This window comes from Roseburia intestinalis L1-82 (assembly GCF_900537995.1).
GTDB lineage: Bacteria > Bacillota > Clostridia > Lachnospirales > Lachnospiraceae > Roseburia > Roseburia intestinalis.
In genome coordinates, this window is sequence record NZ_LR027880.1 from 1,505,433 (window position 1) to 1,522,072 (window position 16,640).

Sequence of the window (16,640 nt, forward strand, 5' to 3'; positions counted from 1 at the left end):
CAATCTTGTTTATGCGTGCATATACTAAGATAATTGCGAAACTCATTCATGAACTGGCGATGTTGTGGAAAATTGACAGATGAAAAAGAAAGTGCTGGGGAGCCGTCGGTACTTAGTGACTGTATTTTGGTCACTTAGTATCCGCTACGAGCGACACGCAGCGAGAGCGTGCTTTCGTTTCAGCTGTCAATTTCCCACAACGTTCACAGCCTAAAGCAGAGTTTCGCCCAGGTAACTGTTTTATTGAATAGCATGGAAAGAAGGAGCAAAATGACCTATCATTTATCCGACGAGCAGGAAAAATACTTTTATGACACCTTAGAGGAACTCTGCAGGCAGTCCCGTCTGTTAGAGTCACACCGCTATATGCAGCACGGTGACACCAGCGTGTTCCGCCACAGTGTGTCGGTTGCATATTTCAGCTATTATCTGGCACTGAAAATGAATGCGCCGGTGGATATCCATTCGCTGGTTCGCGGTGCGCTGTTACATGATTATTTTTTGTATGACTGGCATGAGAAAGATGCATCACATAAATGGCATGGATTTCATCATGCAAAAAAGGCGTGTGAGAATGCAGCCCGTGATATCCCGGATTTGAACGAGATAGAGAAGGATATGATAAAATGTCATATGTTTCCATTAAATATCGTTCCGCCAAAATACATGGAAGGCTGGATCTTATGCTGTGCAGATAAGATCTGTTCCGGGGCAGAAACCGTGAAAGGACGCCTGCCGGAGCATATCGTTCTGCCGTGGAGGAAACAGATTCGTTCAGAATTATAGAATGTTTGTGAGTTTGACCAAAAATGGAGACTAAAACGGGCATATATAAAGTTTTCACTTTATATATGCCCGTTTTTCATGCAAAATGTTAGCCTTCCGCAAGATTTCCCGTGTAAAGCTGATAGTATTTTCCTTTTTCTTCCATGAGTTTGTCATGGTTACCGCGCTCAATGACGCGTCCCTGCTCTAATACGATGATACAGTCACTGTTTTTAACGGTGGAGAGGCGGTGGGCGATCACGAATGTGGTGCGTCCTGCCATCAGTTTATCCATACCGTCCTGAACGATCTTTTCGGTTCTGGTATCGATCGAACTGGTCGCCTCATCGAGGATCAGTACCGGCGGATCTGCAATCGCAGCACGCGCAATGGCAAGAAGCTGTCTTTGTCCCTGACTTAAGTTGGCACCGTCACCGGTTAAAAGTGTGTTGTAACCGTCCGGAAGCTGATGGATAAAGGTGTCGGCGTTGGCAAGTTTTGCCGCTGCAATGACTTCTTCATCGGTGGCGTCAAGTTTTCCGTAACGGATGTTTTCCATCACGGTTGCGGTAAACAGGTGTGTATCCTGCAGTACGATACCGAGAGAGTGGCGCAGGTCATCTTTTTTGATCTTGTTGATGTTGATGCCATCGTAACGGATCTTACCATCCTGGATATCGTAGAAACGGTTGATCAGGTTTGTGATCGTGGTCTTTCCGGCACCGGTACTTCCGACAAATGCGATCTTCTGACCCGGTGTTGCATAGAGGTCTACATTGTGGAGCACGATCTTATCCGGGTTATAACCGAAATTGACATCATCAAAGACTACGTCACCTTTCAGCTCGATATAATCCACACTGCCGTCTGCCTGATGGGTATGTTTCCATGCCCACATACCGGTGCGCTCTTTGGATTCGACGATCTGCCCGTTTTCTTTTCTGGCGCGGACGAGTGTAACATAACCGTTATCTACTTCCGGCTCTTCGTCGAGCAGTTTAAAGATTCGCTCAGAACCGGCAAGCGCCATGACAATATTGTTGAGCTGCATACTAAGCTGGTTGACCGGCTGGCTGAAGCTCTTATTATAGGTAAGGAAACTTGCAAGTTTTCCAAGAGTAAAGCCACCTACACCGTTTAAGGCGAGCACACCGCCGACTAAAGCACAGAGCACATAGCTGATATTACCGATCTGTGCATTGACCGGCATTAAAATATTACCAAATTTGTTGGCGTTATCTGCGCTATGGAAGAGCTGGTCATTTAATCTGTTAAAGTTTTCAATACTTTCTTCCTCGTGAGTAAAGACTTTAACAACCTTCTGGCCATTCATCATTTCTTCGATATAACCATTGACCGTTGCAATGTCTTTCTGCTGTGCGATAAAGTATTTGGCACTGAGTGCGCCGATCTTTTTAGTCGCAAACAGTGTGACACCGATCATCAGGAGTGTTACAATCGTCAGGGGAACATTTAAGAGCAGCATGCTGACAAATACGCTGACAATGGTGATGATGCTGTTTAAAAACTGCGGCATACTCTGGCTGATCATCTGGCGGAGTGTATCGATATCGTTCGTATAAGTGGACATGATATCTCCGTGATAGTGCGTGTCAAAGTAGCGGATCGGAAGTTCTTCCATATGGGTGAACATGTCATCACGCAGATTCTTTAAGGTACCCTGGGAAACATTTACCATGATGCGTGTGTATATATAGGAAGCAAGTGCTCCGATCAGGTAGAAAATGGAAACGCGCATGATAGCGTGCAGCAGACCGGAAAAGTCAGGATCTGCCTGACCGATGAGCGGCAGGATATAGCCGTCGATCAGAGTCTGCATAAACCAGGTACCCTGTACACTGGCGAGTACGGTAATGAAGATGCAGATCACGACGAGAATACAGTGCACTGCATAATTTTTCATGATATAGGCGAGCAGACGCATAAATAATTTTCCCGGATTTTCAACTTTCGGGCGCGGACCTTTTGGACCTCTGCCGCCCGGTCCCTGAACCGGTTTGGTATTCTTTTCTGCCATTATGCAGCACCTCCTTCATCAAAATCACCGCTTCCGCTGGTCTGTGATTCGTAGACGTCGCGGTAGATATCATTGGACGCTAACAATTCTTCGTGGGTTCCAAAACCGTTTACAACACCGTTATCTAAAACGATGATGCGGTCTGCATTCTGGACGGAGGAGATTCGCTGCGCAATGATAAATTTTGTCGTATCCGGGATCTCCTCGGCAAAAGCCTTGCGGATCTTAGCATCGGTTGCAGTGTCGACAGCACTGGTACTGTCGTCTAAAATAAGTATTTTCGGTTTCTTTAACAGGGCTCTCGCGATACATAAACGCTGTTTCTGACCGCCGGATACGTTGGTTCCGCCCTGTTCAATGTAAGTGTTGTAGCCGTCCGGGAAACGGTCGATAAATTCATCTGCGCATGCAAGGCGGCATGCGTGGCGGCATTCTTCGTCGGTCGCATTTTTATCACCCCAGCGCAGATTTTCGTAAATGGTTCCCGAGAAGAGCACGTTGTTCTGCAGTACCACGGAAACCTCGTCGCGCAGCGTATCCAGGTCGTAGGAGCGGACGTCTTTGCCGCCGACAAGGACTGCGCCCTCTGAGACGTCATAGAGACGGCTGATTAAGTTGACGAGCGAGGATTTCGAACTTCCCGTGCCGCCGATGACACCGATCGTTTCCCCGGAGCGGATGGAAAGATTGACATCATCAAGGATCGGTTTATCCGAAGTCTTGTTGTAACGGAAGGTCACATGGTCGAAGGTAACACTGCCGTCGGCAACCTCATAGACCGGATTTTCCGGGTTTGTGATATCACTCTTTTCATTTAAGACTTCACAGATACGCTCGGCACTTGCGATACTCATGGCTAACATGACGAAAACCATGGAGAGCATCATCAGACTCATCATGATGTTCATACAATAGGTAAGAAGGCTCATCAGCTCTCCGGTGGTAAGGGAACCTGCGACGATCATTTTGGCACCCAGCCAGCTTAATGCAATGATGCAGCTGTATACAACGATCTGCATGACCGGAGAGTTAAAGGCAAGTACGCCTTCCGCTTTGACAAACATGTTGTAAATATTTTTGCTTGCCTGTGTAAATTTCTTCTTCTCGTAATCCTCGCGGACATAGGCTTTGACTACGCGGATTGCGGAGACATTTTCCTGCACGGATGCGTTTAAGTCATCGTATTTTGGAAATACTTCCATAAAATAATGATGTGCACGCACAGTGATAATTGCGAGGATCATACCAAGTACGATAACGGCGATCAGATAAACCGAAGCAAGTCTTGCATTGATGAAAAATGCCATGATCATTGCGCAGATCAAAGAGATCGGTGCGCGGACGCACATGCGCAAAAGCATCTGATATGCGTTCTGCAGGTTGGTCACGTCGGTGGTAAGACGGGTGACAAGACCTGCGGTGCTGAATTTGTCAATGTTGGAAAAAGAAAAAGTCTGTATATTTTCATACATTGCTTTTCGTAAGTTGCGCGCAAATCCTGCGGAAGCGCGGGCACCGTATTTTCCACCCATCGTTCCTGCAAACAGGGAAATGCATGCGACAATGACCATACATCCGCCCATGACGTAAATATGGTGGATATCCCCGGCCTCTACGCCGTTATCGATGATCGATGCCATCATCAGTGGGATGATCGTTTCCATGAGCACTTCTAAGATCATGAAAACAGGAGTGAGGAAAGAATCCTTTTTAAATTCTTTGATCTGGGCTCCCAGAGTTTTTAACATAACATCACATCCTTTTCAAAAAATAATTGATTTTTATTTGTTAGTGTGCTAACAATATAGTTATAAGGCATAGAAAAACGAATGTCAATGAAAAAATAATTTTATTTCAGCAGGAGAAAAACGATGCATACAGACACGATCGGATATAAAATACGGCTGCTTCACAACCAGATCCACAAGCGGATGGAGGCAAAAAGGCAGGAAAATGAAAAAGAACCGCTGACGGGAATGCAGCGCTGGACGCTTGGCTTTTTGAGGGATCATGACGGGAAAGATATTTATCAGAAGGATATCGAAACAGAGTTTTCCGTATCGAGGGCAACTGCATCAAATATGCTTGCAGTCATGGAGAGGAAAGGGCTTGTGCGCCGTGAGGCGGTGGAGCATGATGCGAGATTAAAAAAGCTGGTGCTGACAGAGAAAGCACGCGCTTTAGTGGACAGATCAGAGCAGGATATGCGGGATATGGAAGCACTTTTAGCGAAAGGACTGAGTGAAGGGGAGATACGGGATCTGAAGAGATATTTAGACCAGATGCTTTCTAATTTAGACGTGGATGTCGAGTGTCCGAAGAATTCTTTTTGTGGCGGCATGAAAAACAGAAACACTAGATGTTGTGGTTAATAAAAAACCAGATACAAGTGAAAAAAATGACGAAGAAATCAACTTAAATTTGGTAATAGTGAATAAATACCGCATATTTACTGGGGTTGAGGCATCTGCTTTTGCCAAAGTGCCCATAAAATGGGACTTTTGACCGTTGGCAAAACGCATTGACAAAGACACAATATATTGTATAATAAATACTCGTAGGTTATGCGGCCGTATGGGTATGGCAGGCAGCCATCAGTCAGAACAGAAAGGGATTTGATCGGAAATGAAAATTATTAAAAGAAGCGGTATGGAGGATACCTTTGATATTAAAAAAATCGAGGCGGCGATCCGCAGAGCGAACAACAGCGTTATTGATTATGAGAAGCTGACGGACAAGCAGATTGACGAGATATCAAAAAATGTGGAAGTTGCCTGTGAAAATATGAAGCGTTCCCCAAGTGTAGAGGAAATTCAGGATATGGTGGAGAACCAGATCATGAATCAGCGTGCATTTAATGTGGCGCGCAACTATATTACATATCGTTACAAACAGGAACTGGTGCGCAAGTCCAACTCAACGGATGAACAGATCTTAAGTTTGTTAGAGTGTAATAATGAGGAAGTAAAACAGGAAAATTCAAATAAAAACCCGACCGTAAACAGTGTACAGAGGGATTACATGGCAGGTGAGGTCAGCAAGGATATCACAAAGAGATTTTTGCTGCCGCCGGATATTGTGGAGGCGCATGAGCAGGGAATCATTCATTTTCATGATGCGGATTATTTTGCACAGCATATGCACAACTGCTGTCTGGTCAACTTAGAGGATATGCTCCAGAACGGAACCGTCATCAGTGAGACGATGATCGACCGTCCGAAGAGCTTTTCAACAGCATGTAACATTGCAACACAGGCAATCGCCCAGATCGCAAGTTCACAGTATGGCGGACAGAGTATTTCACTTTCCCATCTGGCACCGTTCGTACAGGTCAGCCGTGAAAAATACCGCAAGCAGGTCCGTACGGAACTGGAAGCAATCGGAGTGACACCGACTGAGGATAAAGTCAATAAAATTGCGGAGATCCGTGTGAAAGAAGAGATCAACCGTGGTGTGCAGATGATCCAGTATCAGGTGATCACACTGATGACGACAAACGGACAGGCACCGTTTATCACGGTATTTATGTATTTGGATGAGGTACCGGAAGGCCAGCTTCGCGATGATCTTGCCGCAGTGATCGAGGAGATGCTCCATCAGAGAATCCTTGGTGTAAAGAATGAGCAGGGCGTATACATTACACCTGCATTCCCAAAACTGATCTATGTGTTAGAGGCAGATAATATCCGTGAGGGTACCAAATACTGGTATCTGACAAAACTTGCAGCGGAATGTACGGCAAAGAGAATGGTTCCGGACTATATTTCAGAGAAGATCATGAAAAAGTTAAAAGACGGCAACTGTTATACCTGTATGGGATGCAGATCTTTCCTGACTGTTGACCGCACAAAAGGAAATTATGCAAATGCAAAAAATTACGTTCCGGGTAAGAAGTATTACGGCAGATTTAACCAGGGAGTTGTCACTTTAAATCTCGTGGATGTCGCATGCTCTTCCGGAAAAGATATGGATAAATTCTGGGAACTTTTGGATGAAAGGTTAGATCTTTGTTACAGGGCTCTGATTATCCGTCATAAGAGACTGCTCGGTACACCTTCTGATGTGGCACCGATTCTCTGGCAGAACGGTGCACTGGCACGTCTGAAAAAAGGTGAGACGATCGATAAACTTTTATATGACGGTTATTCCACGATTTCTCTTGGCTATGCCGGACTTTGTGAGTGTACCAGATACATGAAGGGGGTTTCCCACACCGAGCCGGAAGGAACAGAGTTTGCATTAAAAGTAATGCGCCGTTTAAATGATGCATGTACGGAATGGAAAGAAAAACACAATATCGATTTCAGCCTGTACGGAACACCACTGGAATCAACGACTTATAAGTTCGCGAAATGTCTTCAGAAGCGTTTTGGCATTATTCCGGGAGTGACGGATAAGAACTACATCACAAACAGCTATCATGTCCATGTGACAGAGGAAATCAGTGCATTCGATAAGTTGAAGTTTGAGTCACAGTTCCAGGAGCTTTCTCCGGGAGGTGCGATCAGCTATGTGGAAGTGCCGAATATGCAGAATAATCTTGACGCTGTACTTGCAGTGATGCAGTATATTTATGACAATATTATGTACGCAGAGCTGAATACCAAGAGCGATTACTGTATGGAATGCGGTTATTCCGGAGAGATCAAGATCGTCAATGACAAGGACGGCAAACTTGTCTGGGAGTGCCCGAACTGCGGTAACCGTGACCAGAACAAGATGAGCGTGGCGCGCAGAACCTGCGGCTACATTGGAACACAGTTCTGGAATCAGGGCAGAACACAGGAAATTAAAGAGAGAGTGCTTCATTTATAAAATTCATATTGTGAAAAAGAACCGTATATCAACATTGATGTGCGGTTCTTTTTATGATAAACTGTAATGGTACTAAATCACTAAAATAAAAATTTAACTTTGGAGGATAAAATGTTAGAAGCAGGAATCAAAGGACAGCATACCATTATAGTAGAGAAAGAAAATACAGCAGCAGTGATGAAAAGCGGTACGTTAGCAGTATTCGCAACACCGGCAATGATCGCCCTGATCGAGGAGACCGCATGGAAGAGTGTTGCAGATGAACTTGAAGAAGGATGTGTGACTGTGGGAACGAGCCTTAATGTAAAACATCTTGCCGCATCACCGGTGGGAATGAAGGTGACCTGCAATACCACTTTAGTGGAAGTGGATAAAAGACGTCTTGTATTTTCCGTAGAAGTAGAGGATGAGACCGGAAAAGTCGGAGAAGGAACGCATGAGCGTTTTATTGTACAGGCGGAAAAATTTCAGAATAAGGCGGATGCCAAGTTAAATAGATAGGAGGAAACATTGAATTTAGTTATCGGGTTACTGGTCCCGTTTCTGGGAACTTCGTTGGGGGCAGCATGTGTTTTCTTTATGAAAAACGGGTTGAACCGTCTGGTACAGAAAGCACTGCTTGGTTTTGCATCCGGCGTTATGGTGGCGGCATCTGTGTGGTCGCTGCTGATACCATCCATCGACATGTCAGAGGGAATGGGAAAATTTGCATTTTTACCGGCAGCAATCGGATTTATATTTGGAATCCTGTTTTTACTGCTGATGGACAAAATCATTCCGCATCTTCATATGAATGAAGACAAACCGGAAGGATTGCCAAGTCACCTAAAAAAAACAACCATGCTGGTACTGGCTGTTACTCTTCATAATATACCGGAGGGAATGGCAGTCGGTGTTGTGTTCGCCGGACTTTTATCAGGAAACAACGGAATTACACTGGCGGGAGCATTTTCATTGTCCATAGGAATTGCAATTCAGAATTTTCCGGAAGGTGCAATTATATCGCTTCCGCTGAAAAGTGAAGGCGGCAGTACAAAAAAAGCCTTCTGGTATGGCGTGGCATCCGGTGTGGTAGAACCGATCGCGGCGGGAATTACGATTATTTTAGCCGGAATCATCACACATATGCTGCCATATCTGCTTGCATTTGCAGCAGGGGCAATGATCTATGTGGTCGTGGAAGAGCTTCTTCCGGAAGCATCAGAAGGAGAACATTCCAATATTAATACGATTGGATTTGCGGCAGGTTTTCTGATCATGATGATATTAGATGTCGCATTGGGATAAAGGAGGAAATAAATATGCAGGACGATATAAGAGAACAGCTGATCAAACAGTTTCCATCAGATGTGGTAGAGATACTGGATCAGAGTGGTAAACCATACTATGGCTGTCCGACCTGTAAGAGGGCAGTTACAGTAGGAACTGATAAATGTCCGGGATGCGGACAGGTGCTTGCCTGGGATCATATCCGCAAGGAAAACCAAAAAAAGGGGACGATGACAGCAGTGTTGAAATTTGAGGTGGCAGGCGATTTTACAAAGGGAGACTGCAGAAAATGTCCGCTTTCCTATATTGCGAAAGAAAAAAATGAAAATGTTTATGAATGTCCGTTGAAAATGCGTGCAAACTGTAAACTTGAGCTTATGTAGAAAGGAAATTCATGCGCGGTGTACAGATGGTCATTATAGCGGTCGGAGGCATTTTATTATTCTGGTTCTTCGCGCCGCTGTTATGCAAAGGAATTTTTAATATAGGAACGGCGACCGGGATTCTGATCTCGTTATTCCTGTTATGTTATGGAATTTTTTTCGGGCGTATGAACAGGAGAGCTTTGATATTGTGGAATGGCAGGAAAACACACTGGATATGTGTTTTCCTGCTTGTCCTTGTACTTATAATGATCATGACAGTGTTGGCAGAGACATTTCTGATGATCCACTCAGCATTACACACTCCGCCGCAAAATACGACAGCTGTTGTTTTAGGATGCAGTGTAAAAGGTACAAAACCAAGCAGAATATTAGAGGAACGTATTGATGCTGCATATGATTATCTGAGTGTAAATAAAGATGCAGTATGTATTTTGTCCGGTGGCAGAGGACCGGGTGAAGATATCACGGAAGCACAGTGCATGTATGAAGTGCTGACAAAACGGGGAATCAGTGAAAATCGTCTGATTTTAGAAGAACGATCTACAACGACGGAAGAAAATTTAAAATATACCGGAGAAATTTTAAAAGACCGTGGACTTGATATGACTGTGACACTGGTTACCAGTGAATTTCATGAATATCGGGCGAATCAGATGGCAGCCAGGCTGGGAATGAAAAGTTACAGTACCCCGGCACATACATTTTTTGTATATTTTCCCACCTATTATGTGAGGGAACTGTATGGCATTTTATATTATGAATTGCGTCATTGGGATTAGTGTGGAAGTATTTTTATAAAAACAGTGCAGTAATAAAAAGTGGAATGTCAGAGAGAGGAAAAGATGCCAGGAAAATATTATGCAGTAAAAAAAGGAAGAAAACCGGGAGTGTACCAGAGCTGGGCAGAATGTAAAGCGATGGTGGACGGCTTTCCTGGAGCAGTATATAAGAGTTTTAAAACAAGAGAAGAAGCAGTGGCTTTTGCCAAAGCTGCGACATATACCGGAGCAGATGCTGCGCCAAAGATGCAAAATGCAATGAAGAAAACAATGCAGCAGGAAGATGGGGCAATGCCGTCTGTCTATGCGTTTGTGGATGGTTCTTACAATGTGGCAACGCATGTCTACGGATATGGTGGCTTTCTGATTCATGATGGCATAAAAGAAGTGCTGCAGGGGAGTGATAAGGATGCAGAGATGGCAGCGATGCGCAATGTCGCAGGGGAAATCTGCGGCAGTATGGCTGCGATCAGAAAAGCGGTCGAATTAGGATTGCCGGAAGTAACGATTTATTATGATTACATGGGAATCGAAATGTGGGCAACCGGTGCGTGGAAGTGCAATAAAAAAGGGACAGCAGCATACCGTGATTATGTGGCATCGGTGAGAAATGTGATTGTGATCCGTTTTGTAAAGGTAAAAGGACATTCCGGTATCGATGGCAATGAGGAAGCAGATATGTTAGCAAAGCAGGCAGTGGGGAATGAGATATAAAACCGGAATCCGGGAGCAGATATATGGATAAAAAGTTAAAATATTATGATCTGATGGAGGACTTAAGAAAACAGATCGTTTCAGGAAAAATAAAGCCGGGAGAAAAACTGCCATCGGAAAATGAACTTTCCGGGACATATCAGGTAAGCAGACAGACTGTACGGAAAGCTCTGCAGATTCTTCAGAACGAGGGATATATTTATGCGGAACATGGACGTGGAACGTTTTGTTCGGAGATGGCGAGACGCACGGGTGAAACAAAAAATATAGCAGTGGTCACGACATATCTGTCTGATTATATTTTCCCGAGAGTGATCCAGGGAATTGATAAAGTCCTTACGGAAAATGGATATAGTATTCTTTTAAAGAATACAAGAAATTCCAGAAATATGGAAGCAAAATGTTTAGAAGAATTATTGCAGAAGGGAATTGATGGGCTGATCATAGAACCAAGCAAAAGTCAGATCTTCTGCAAACATATTAATTTATACCAGACGCTGGATGAATATCGGATTCCATATGTATTTATTCAGGGCAGTTATGCGCAGCTTGCAGAAAAGCCCCATATCCTTTTAGATGACTGCCTTGGAGGATATCTGGTTACAAGATATCTGATCTCACTGGGGCACCATCACATCATAGGGATATTTAAAGCGGATGATACGCAGGGACAGCAGCGGCACAAAGGGTATGTGCAGGCTTTACAGGAAGCAGGGATTGCGTATGACCCGGATAAAGTGGTATGGTTTTATACGGAAGACCGGAAAACGCATCCATATGAACAGATGTGTCATATGGCTAAGATGAGATGTGAGCATTTCTTTGACAGTGTGGTATCGTATAATGACCAGATTGCACTAGAGGTCATCCGGGCATTAGAGGATGAAGGACTTAAAGTGCCGGATGATGTTTCAGTGACAGGATATGATGATTCCTATCTTGCGTCAAGTGGAAAAGTGCCGCTTACCACGGTGGCGCATCCGCAGGAAAAATTAGGTGAAATGGCTGCAGAACTTCTTCTTGGACTGCTGAAAGAGGGAAACATCCCGGAGTCAGAAAGACAGATCCTTGTAAAGCCGGAGTTAGTGATCCGGGAATCCTGCAGATCCCGGAAAAAGGAGGAATAAAAGATGAACTATGCGCAGATCAAACCCTGTTCTATTGAGAATGGCACGGGCGTGAGGGTGTCTTTGTTTGTGTCCGGATGCAGACATCACTGCAAAGAGTGTTTTAATGAGGAAACATGGGATTTTTCTTATGGTAAGCCTTTTACAAAAACGACGGAGGATGAGATCGTGCAGGCGTTAGCGCCGTCCTATATTGCAGGGCTGACGCTGCTTGGCGGAGATCCGGGTGAGCCGGAGAATCAGCAGGGACTGCTTCCTCTGTTACAGAGAATAAAAAAAGAATTGCCGGATAAAAATATCTGGGCATACAGTGGATATCTGTATGAGGATTTCCTTCCGGGAGGAAAGGTGTATTGTGAGGCGTCAGAGCCCTTCCTGTCAATGATCGATGTTATGGTGGATGGACCTTTTATTTTAGAAAAAAAGGATATTTCCCTGAATTTCAGAGGATCTTCGAACCAGAGAATCATTGATGTACCCGAAACGCGAAAGAACCAGGAAATCGTATTACTGATGGAATAAAGAAAATGAAATGGAGAGTAGTGTGAAAAATAAGATTTTTCACACACAAGATTTGTGCTTGCGCACAAACTTGAGATGCCCTGAGGAACGGGCTAGAAATGGAGAGTAAAATGAAGTTTTCATGGAGAATGATTGCTGCGGCTTTTAGTTATGCATTAGGTGTATTAGGCTGGTGTTATGTAGGTGGCTATAAGATCCTGACCGGTCCGGTGAGAGGACTGATCCTTGCACAGATGGCGGGAAGTATGTCTTTGGGACGACTGGTGGCGGCCCTGATCGAGGGATTTATATATCTTTCGCTGGCAGGCGGAGTCTGGTGCATTGGGTATATGTTAAGTAGTCATTTCAGGGAAGATTGATAAATACATAGAGAGGAACAAAAAGAAAAATGGTTTTTAGAGTGCCTTCATATTATAAGAATTTTCGGTGTATTGCGGACAAATGTCCGGATAATTGCTGCAGAGGATGGGAAATTGATATTGACGAAGATACCCTGGATTATTATAAAGATCTGAAAGGACCGATGGCAGAAAAAATCCGTGCGTCGATCAGCGAGGATGGAAGTTTTGTATTGAATGAAGAGGGATGGTGCCCGCTTCTGAATGAGAAAGGACTCTGTGAGGTGTGTCTGACTTTAGGGGAGGATTCGCTTTCAGAAGTATGCACAGAGTATCCGAGGTTTACAACGGAGTATCCGAAAACAAGAGAAAAAGTTTTATGTCTATCCTGTGGAGAGGTTGGAAGAATTGTCTTTTCAGATACAGAACAGATCGGATTTGATGAGCAGATCCTCTCGGAGGACTATGATGAATATGAGTGGGAAGATGGCGATGATGAGCTTGCAGAAAAACTCGAATCAGTAAGGTCGCATGCAATCGGACTGCTTCAGGATCGCAGCCGCCCGATTGCAGAGCGTATCGCGGTGTATCTGAATTACTGCTGTCAGATGCAGAAAGAATTATTTGAGACAGTACCCAAAGAGGAGGAACCGGAAAAAATCAGCCTGTATGAGGCATTTCTACAGCGGCTGTCCCAATACGAGGAGCTTGAATCCATCGGTGATGCATGGTCTGGGATGGAAGAAGAGCTGAAAGCTTTTTATCATGAAGAAAATTATGAAAAGACACATCGTGCTTTCATGGAAGCGCAGATGGAAAATGAATATCAGTATGAACATCTGATGGTATATTATACTTTCCGCTATTTTATGAGGGCATTCTACGATAATAATCTGCTTGAAAAAGCTCAGTTTGCAGTTGCCTCATTTTTGATGGTGCGTGATATGGATGTTATGGTCTGGATGAAAAACGGACAGAAATTTGATTTACAGGATCGCATAGAAACAACGAAAGTTTACGCAAAAGAAGTGGAACATTCGGAAGAAAATATTGAAATGTTAGGGGAATCATTTTTGTTTGAAGATGTATTTTCCGTAAAAGGTCTGCTTGCACAGATTATGTAAAAAATAAGCCGGGTGACAGGGCACCTGACAGCTTTCATAAGCTGACGGCCTGATCAACCGGCTTTTAGTATCTGCCTGTGAGAAAATGCAGGAAAGATACAGGTTTTTTTCCAGCGGCTTTTGTCTCGTCGATATATTTCTCATAGAAAGAAATAACTTCGCAAAAAGACATTGCCGGATCGATTGCATATGTCATACAATACACCTCCTTATTTGTTTTCTATAATATAGCACAATGCATCGGGAAAAACGACAAAAAATAATATGAAAGATTGTACAATATATACAAAAATGGAATGAGTGAATGAAAAATTCACAAAAACAGAAAAACAACAAGTGGGTATTTTTACTGATTTTTACAGAATGAAATTGTATAATATTACTTAAGAAATAAAAAATGAACATTTTTTTTCATAAGGAACAGGTAAAATAAAAAAATTATACAAAATATTTCTGACCTGGGAAAAGGGGAGAATATGGAACAGGGAGAAGCAGTCCGCAGACGTGAAGCGGAAAAGAGGAAAAACGAAGCGAGAAGAAGAAGACAGAAAAAGCGGAAAAGGCAGCAGATGTTTGCGCGCAGTGTGATGGTTCTGACAGGAGCTGTATTTGTGGGCGTTATTTTGTATGGGGGATGGCGTCTGTCCCACAGGACGGCACAGGCGCAGGAAGAGATCGTGGCAGAGGAAACGAAATATATTGCAGACCGCCCGGATTTTTCTGTGGAGCTTTTAGACTACAATGAATATTCAAGACCGGGAACGGCACTGGAAAAAGTAAACGGGATCGTCGTGCATTATACGGCAAATCCGGGAACAACGGCACAGCAGAACCGGGATTATTTTGAAGGACTGGCACAATCCGGGGAGACACATGCAAGCAGCCATTTTGTCATCGGAATCAGTGGGGAGATCATCCAATGCATTCCATGCAATGAAATCGCATATGCTTCGAATGAGAGAAATGCCGATACGATTTCCATAGAGTGCTGTATTCCGGATGATACGGGGAAATTTACGGATGCGACTTATGGATCGCTGGTTCATCTGGTGACATGGCTGATGGGACGTTATGATCTGACTACGGATAATGTGATAAGACATTATGATGTAACAGGAAAGGCATGTCCGAAATATTATGTGGAAAATGAGGCTGCATGGGAGCAGTTTAAGTCGGATCTTGTCGATTACATAGAGACCAACGGTATTGCAAAAACAGAGGAAATACAGTAAAATGAGAGTATCAATTATGTCGAAGGAAGCAGTATGATAGAGAAATATTACGAAGCATTACAAAAAAGAGAAAACCTCCGCGAAAACCTTGTTGGGCTGCGTGCCCAGATCAAAGATGAGGCGGCAAAAGAGCAATTTGTATCGATGATCGGGGATGGCGGATTGCTGTTAGAATTATTAGAGGAAGAAGATCCAAAGGTGCGCAAAAATGTGGCGATGATCCTTGGGGAACTGGAATGGATGGGGGCTGCAGATGCACTTGTTACGGCATATGAAAGGGAGCAGACTCTTTTTGTAAAAAGCACGTATTTAAAGGCACTTGCTTATCTTGACATTACGGCATATCAGGAACGGTTCAAAACGAGAATGGAAGAACTTCTTTCTTATACCCCGGCAGCAGAAGAAAAAAAGCATATTGATGAGGAAGTCCGCGCACTTAGCAGACTGTTGGAAAAGGCAGAAGAAAGCACAGGCCACACTTTTACGGGATTTAAAAACCCGCATGAGATGCTGCTGCTGACGGGACATGCGCGTACGGATGTGACATTAAAGGAAATCGGGGTACTTCCGGCGGATATCCGGAGAAAAACGGCGAAACATCCGCTTGGAGTGGCAGTGTATACAAAGGATGTACGCGCTATGGCGAACCTTAGAACTTACCGTGAACTATTGTTTCCAATTCGTTTAAAACAGGAAGCAGAACAGGCAGAAGTGCTGGCGGATGAGGTGTGGCAGAGCGGTATTGGGGATTTCTTAAAGGAGTGTCATAAGCAGGGTACGCCGTTTCGGTTCCGCGTGGAGATCCGGGCTGATATGGAGAATGACAAAAGAGCTTCTTTTGCGAAAAAGTTTGCGATACAGTTAGAGCGTGTGTCGGCGAGATGGCTGATCAATTCGACCGGTGATTATGAGACAGAGATTCGTCTGATAAAGAAAAAAGATGGAAGTTTTGCACCATTTTTAAAATTGTATACCATTCCGATGCGACGTTTTTCCTACCGGAAAAATGTGGTGGCGGCATCTATCCATCCATCACTTGCAGCGATGCTTGTATCGCTGGCAAAACCCTATCTGAAAGAGAACGCACAGATTTTAGATCCGTTTTGCGGAGTCGGCACGATGCTTATTGAGAGGGACATTGCACAACCGGCAAGAGAAAAGTACGGAATCGATATTTTTGGACCGGCGATCGAAGGCGCAAGGGAGAATGCCTCATTAGCAGGGGAAAAGATCAATTTTATCCATAGAGATTATTTTGATTTTAAACACGATTATCTGTTTGATGAGATTATTACCAATATGCCGGTGAGGGGCAGACAGTCGCGCGGTGAGATGGATGCACTTTATGCTTCCTTTTTCGAAAAATCAAAAGAAATCTTAACACCGGGTGGAGTAATGATTTTTTATTCGAATGAAGAAGGCATGGTAAAGAAACATCTTCGTTTACATTCAGAATACAGGCTGATACAGGAATTTGTGATTTCGGAAAAGCGTCATTTTAGTCTGTATATCGTTGGAATAAAGGGGTAGA

18 protein-coding genes are annotated in these 16,640 nt (G+C 44.0%); 15 read left to right on the forward strand and 3 right to left on the reverse strand.

Features of this window, described 5'->3' with window-relative positions:
* The first annotated feature begins 252 nt into the window (after positions 1-252).
* A complete protein-coding gene (locus RIL182_RS06950) occupies positions 253-786 on the forward strand; it encodes an HD domain-containing protein (protein ID WP_006858852.1) in 534 nt (177 codons plus the stop codon).
* A gap of 88 nt (positions 787-874) precedes the next feature.
* On the opposite strand, the gene RIL182_RS06955 is transcribed toward RIL182_RS06950, so the two are convergent.
* Positions 875-2,803, reverse strand: a complete 1,929-nt coding sequence (locus RIL182_RS06955; protein WP_006858831.1) for an ABC transporter ATP-binding protein — start codon at positions 2,801-2,803, stop codon at positions 875-877.
* Entirely contained in the window at positions 2,803-4,551 is a 1,749-nt protein-coding gene (locus RIL182_RS06960; protein ID WP_006858830.1) for an ABC transporter ATP-binding protein, read from the reverse strand. The genes RIL182_RS06955 and RIL182_RS06960 overlap by 1 nt, the downstream gene beginning before the upstream one ends.
* A gap of 123 nt (positions 4,552-4,674) precedes the next feature.
* Here RIL182_RS06960 and RIL182_RS06965 point away from each other — a divergent pair, with 123 nt between their 5' ends.
* From RIL182_RS06965 to fliB, 12 genes are all read left to right on the forward strand, one after another.
* Positions 4,675-5,175, forward strand: coding sequence for a MarR family winged helix-turn-helix transcriptional regulator (locus RIL182_RS06965; RefSeq protein WP_006858829.1), 501 nt, complete (start codon positions 4,675-4,677; stop codon positions 5,173-5,175).
* Positions 5,168-5,308 (forward strand): hypothetical protein, encoded by a 141-nt coding sequence (locus tag RIL182_RS21180; RefSeq protein WP_006858851.1) that lies wholly within the window; start codon positions 5,168-5,170, stop codon positions 5,306-5,308. The genes RIL182_RS06965 and RIL182_RS21180 overlap by 8 nt, the downstream gene beginning before the upstream one ends.
* Before the next feature lie 120 nt (positions 5,309-5,428).
* Entirely contained in the window at positions 5,429-7,618 is a 2,190-nt protein-coding gene (gene nrdD / locus RIL182_RS06970) for an anaerobic ribonucleoside-triphosphate reductase (protein ID WP_006858828.1), read from the forward strand.
* A 111-nt stretch (positions 7,619-7,729) separates the two neighbouring features.
* Entirely contained in the window at positions 7,730-8,119 is a 390-nt protein-coding gene (locus RIL182_RS06975; RefSeq protein ID WP_006858827.1) for a thioesterase family protein, read from the forward strand.
* A 78-nt stretch (positions 8,120-8,197) separates the two neighbouring features.
* Positions 8,198-8,905: a ZIP family metal transporter gene (locus tag RIL182_RS06980; RefSeq protein ID WP_006858850.1), complete on the forward strand. Its 708-nt coding sequence runs from the start codon at positions 8,198-8,200 to the stop codon at positions 8,903-8,905.
* Between the two features lie 14 nt (positions 8,906-8,919).
* Positions 8,920-9,270 carry a hypothetical protein gene (locus tag RIL182_RS06985; RefSeq protein ID WP_006858826.1) on the forward strand — a complete coding sequence of 117 codons (351 nt, stop codon included), beginning with the start codon at positions 8,920-8,922 and terminating at the stop codon, positions 9,268-9,270.
* An 11-nt stretch (positions 9,271-9,281) separates the two neighbouring features.
* Complete coding sequence (locus RIL182_RS06990; RefSeq protein WP_006858825.1) at positions 9,282-10,052, forward strand: YdcF family protein; 771 nt, start codon at positions 9,282-9,284, stop codon at positions 10,050-10,052.
* Positions 10,053-10,115: 63 nt separating this feature from the next.
* The gene (locus tag RIL182_RS06995) at positions 10,116-10,766 is read left to right on the forward strand and encodes a ribonuclease H1 domain-containing protein (protein ID WP_022112179.1); all 651 of its coding nucleotides are present in this window, start codon (positions 10,116-10,118) and stop codon (positions 10,764-10,766) included.
* Between the two features lie 23 nt (positions 10,767-10,789).
* Positions 10,790-11,893: a GntR family transcriptional regulator gene (locus RIL182_RS07000; RefSeq protein WP_015522277.1), complete on the forward strand. Its 1,104-nt coding sequence runs from the start codon at positions 10,790-10,792 to the stop codon at positions 11,891-11,893.
* 3 nt (positions 11,894-11,896) lie between these two features.
* Complete coding sequence (nrdG, locus tag RIL182_RS07005) at positions 11,897-12,415, forward strand: anaerobic ribonucleoside-triphosphate reductase activating protein (RefSeq protein ID WP_006859174.1); 519 nt, start codon at positions 11,897-11,899, stop codon at positions 12,413-12,415.
* 98 nt (positions 12,416-12,513) lie between these two features.
* Entirely contained in the window at positions 12,514-12,774 is a 261-nt protein-coding gene (locus RIL182_RS07010) for a hypothetical protein (RefSeq protein ID WP_006859173.1), read from the forward strand.
* Between the two features lie 29 nt (positions 12,775-12,803).
* On the forward strand, positions 12,804-13,877 hold the full coding sequence (fliB, locus tag RIL182_RS07015; protein ID WP_006859172.1) for a flagellin lysine-N-methylase: 1,074 nt from the start codon (positions 12,804-12,806) through the stop codon (positions 13,875-13,877).
* A 64-nt stretch (positions 13,878-13,941) separates the two neighbouring features.
* Here the strand turns inward: fliB and RIL182_RS07020 are convergent, their stop codons facing one another.
* Positions 13,942-14,073: a hypothetical protein gene (locus RIL182_RS07020; RefSeq protein ID WP_006859171.1), complete on the reverse strand. Its 132-nt coding sequence runs from the start codon at positions 14,071-14,073 to the stop codon at positions 13,942-13,944.
* Between the two features lie 280 nt (positions 14,074-14,353).
* Between RIL182_RS07020 and RIL182_RS07025 the strand changes: the two genes are divergently transcribed.
* Together RIL182_RS07025 and RIL182_RS07030 are read left to right on the forward strand one after the other, a co-directional pair.
* Positions 14,354-15,109 (forward strand): peptidoglycan recognition protein family protein, encoded by a 756-nt coding sequence (locus RIL182_RS07025; protein WP_006859170.1) that lies wholly within the window; start codon positions 14,354-14,356, stop codon positions 15,107-15,109.
* Between the two features lie 33 nt (positions 15,110-15,142).
* Complete coding sequence (locus RIL182_RS07030) at positions 15,143-16,639, forward strand: TRM11 family SAM-dependent methyltransferase (RefSeq protein WP_006859169.1); 1,497 nt, start codon at positions 15,143-15,145, stop codon at positions 16,637-16,639.
* Position 16,640 lies beyond the last annotated feature (1 nt).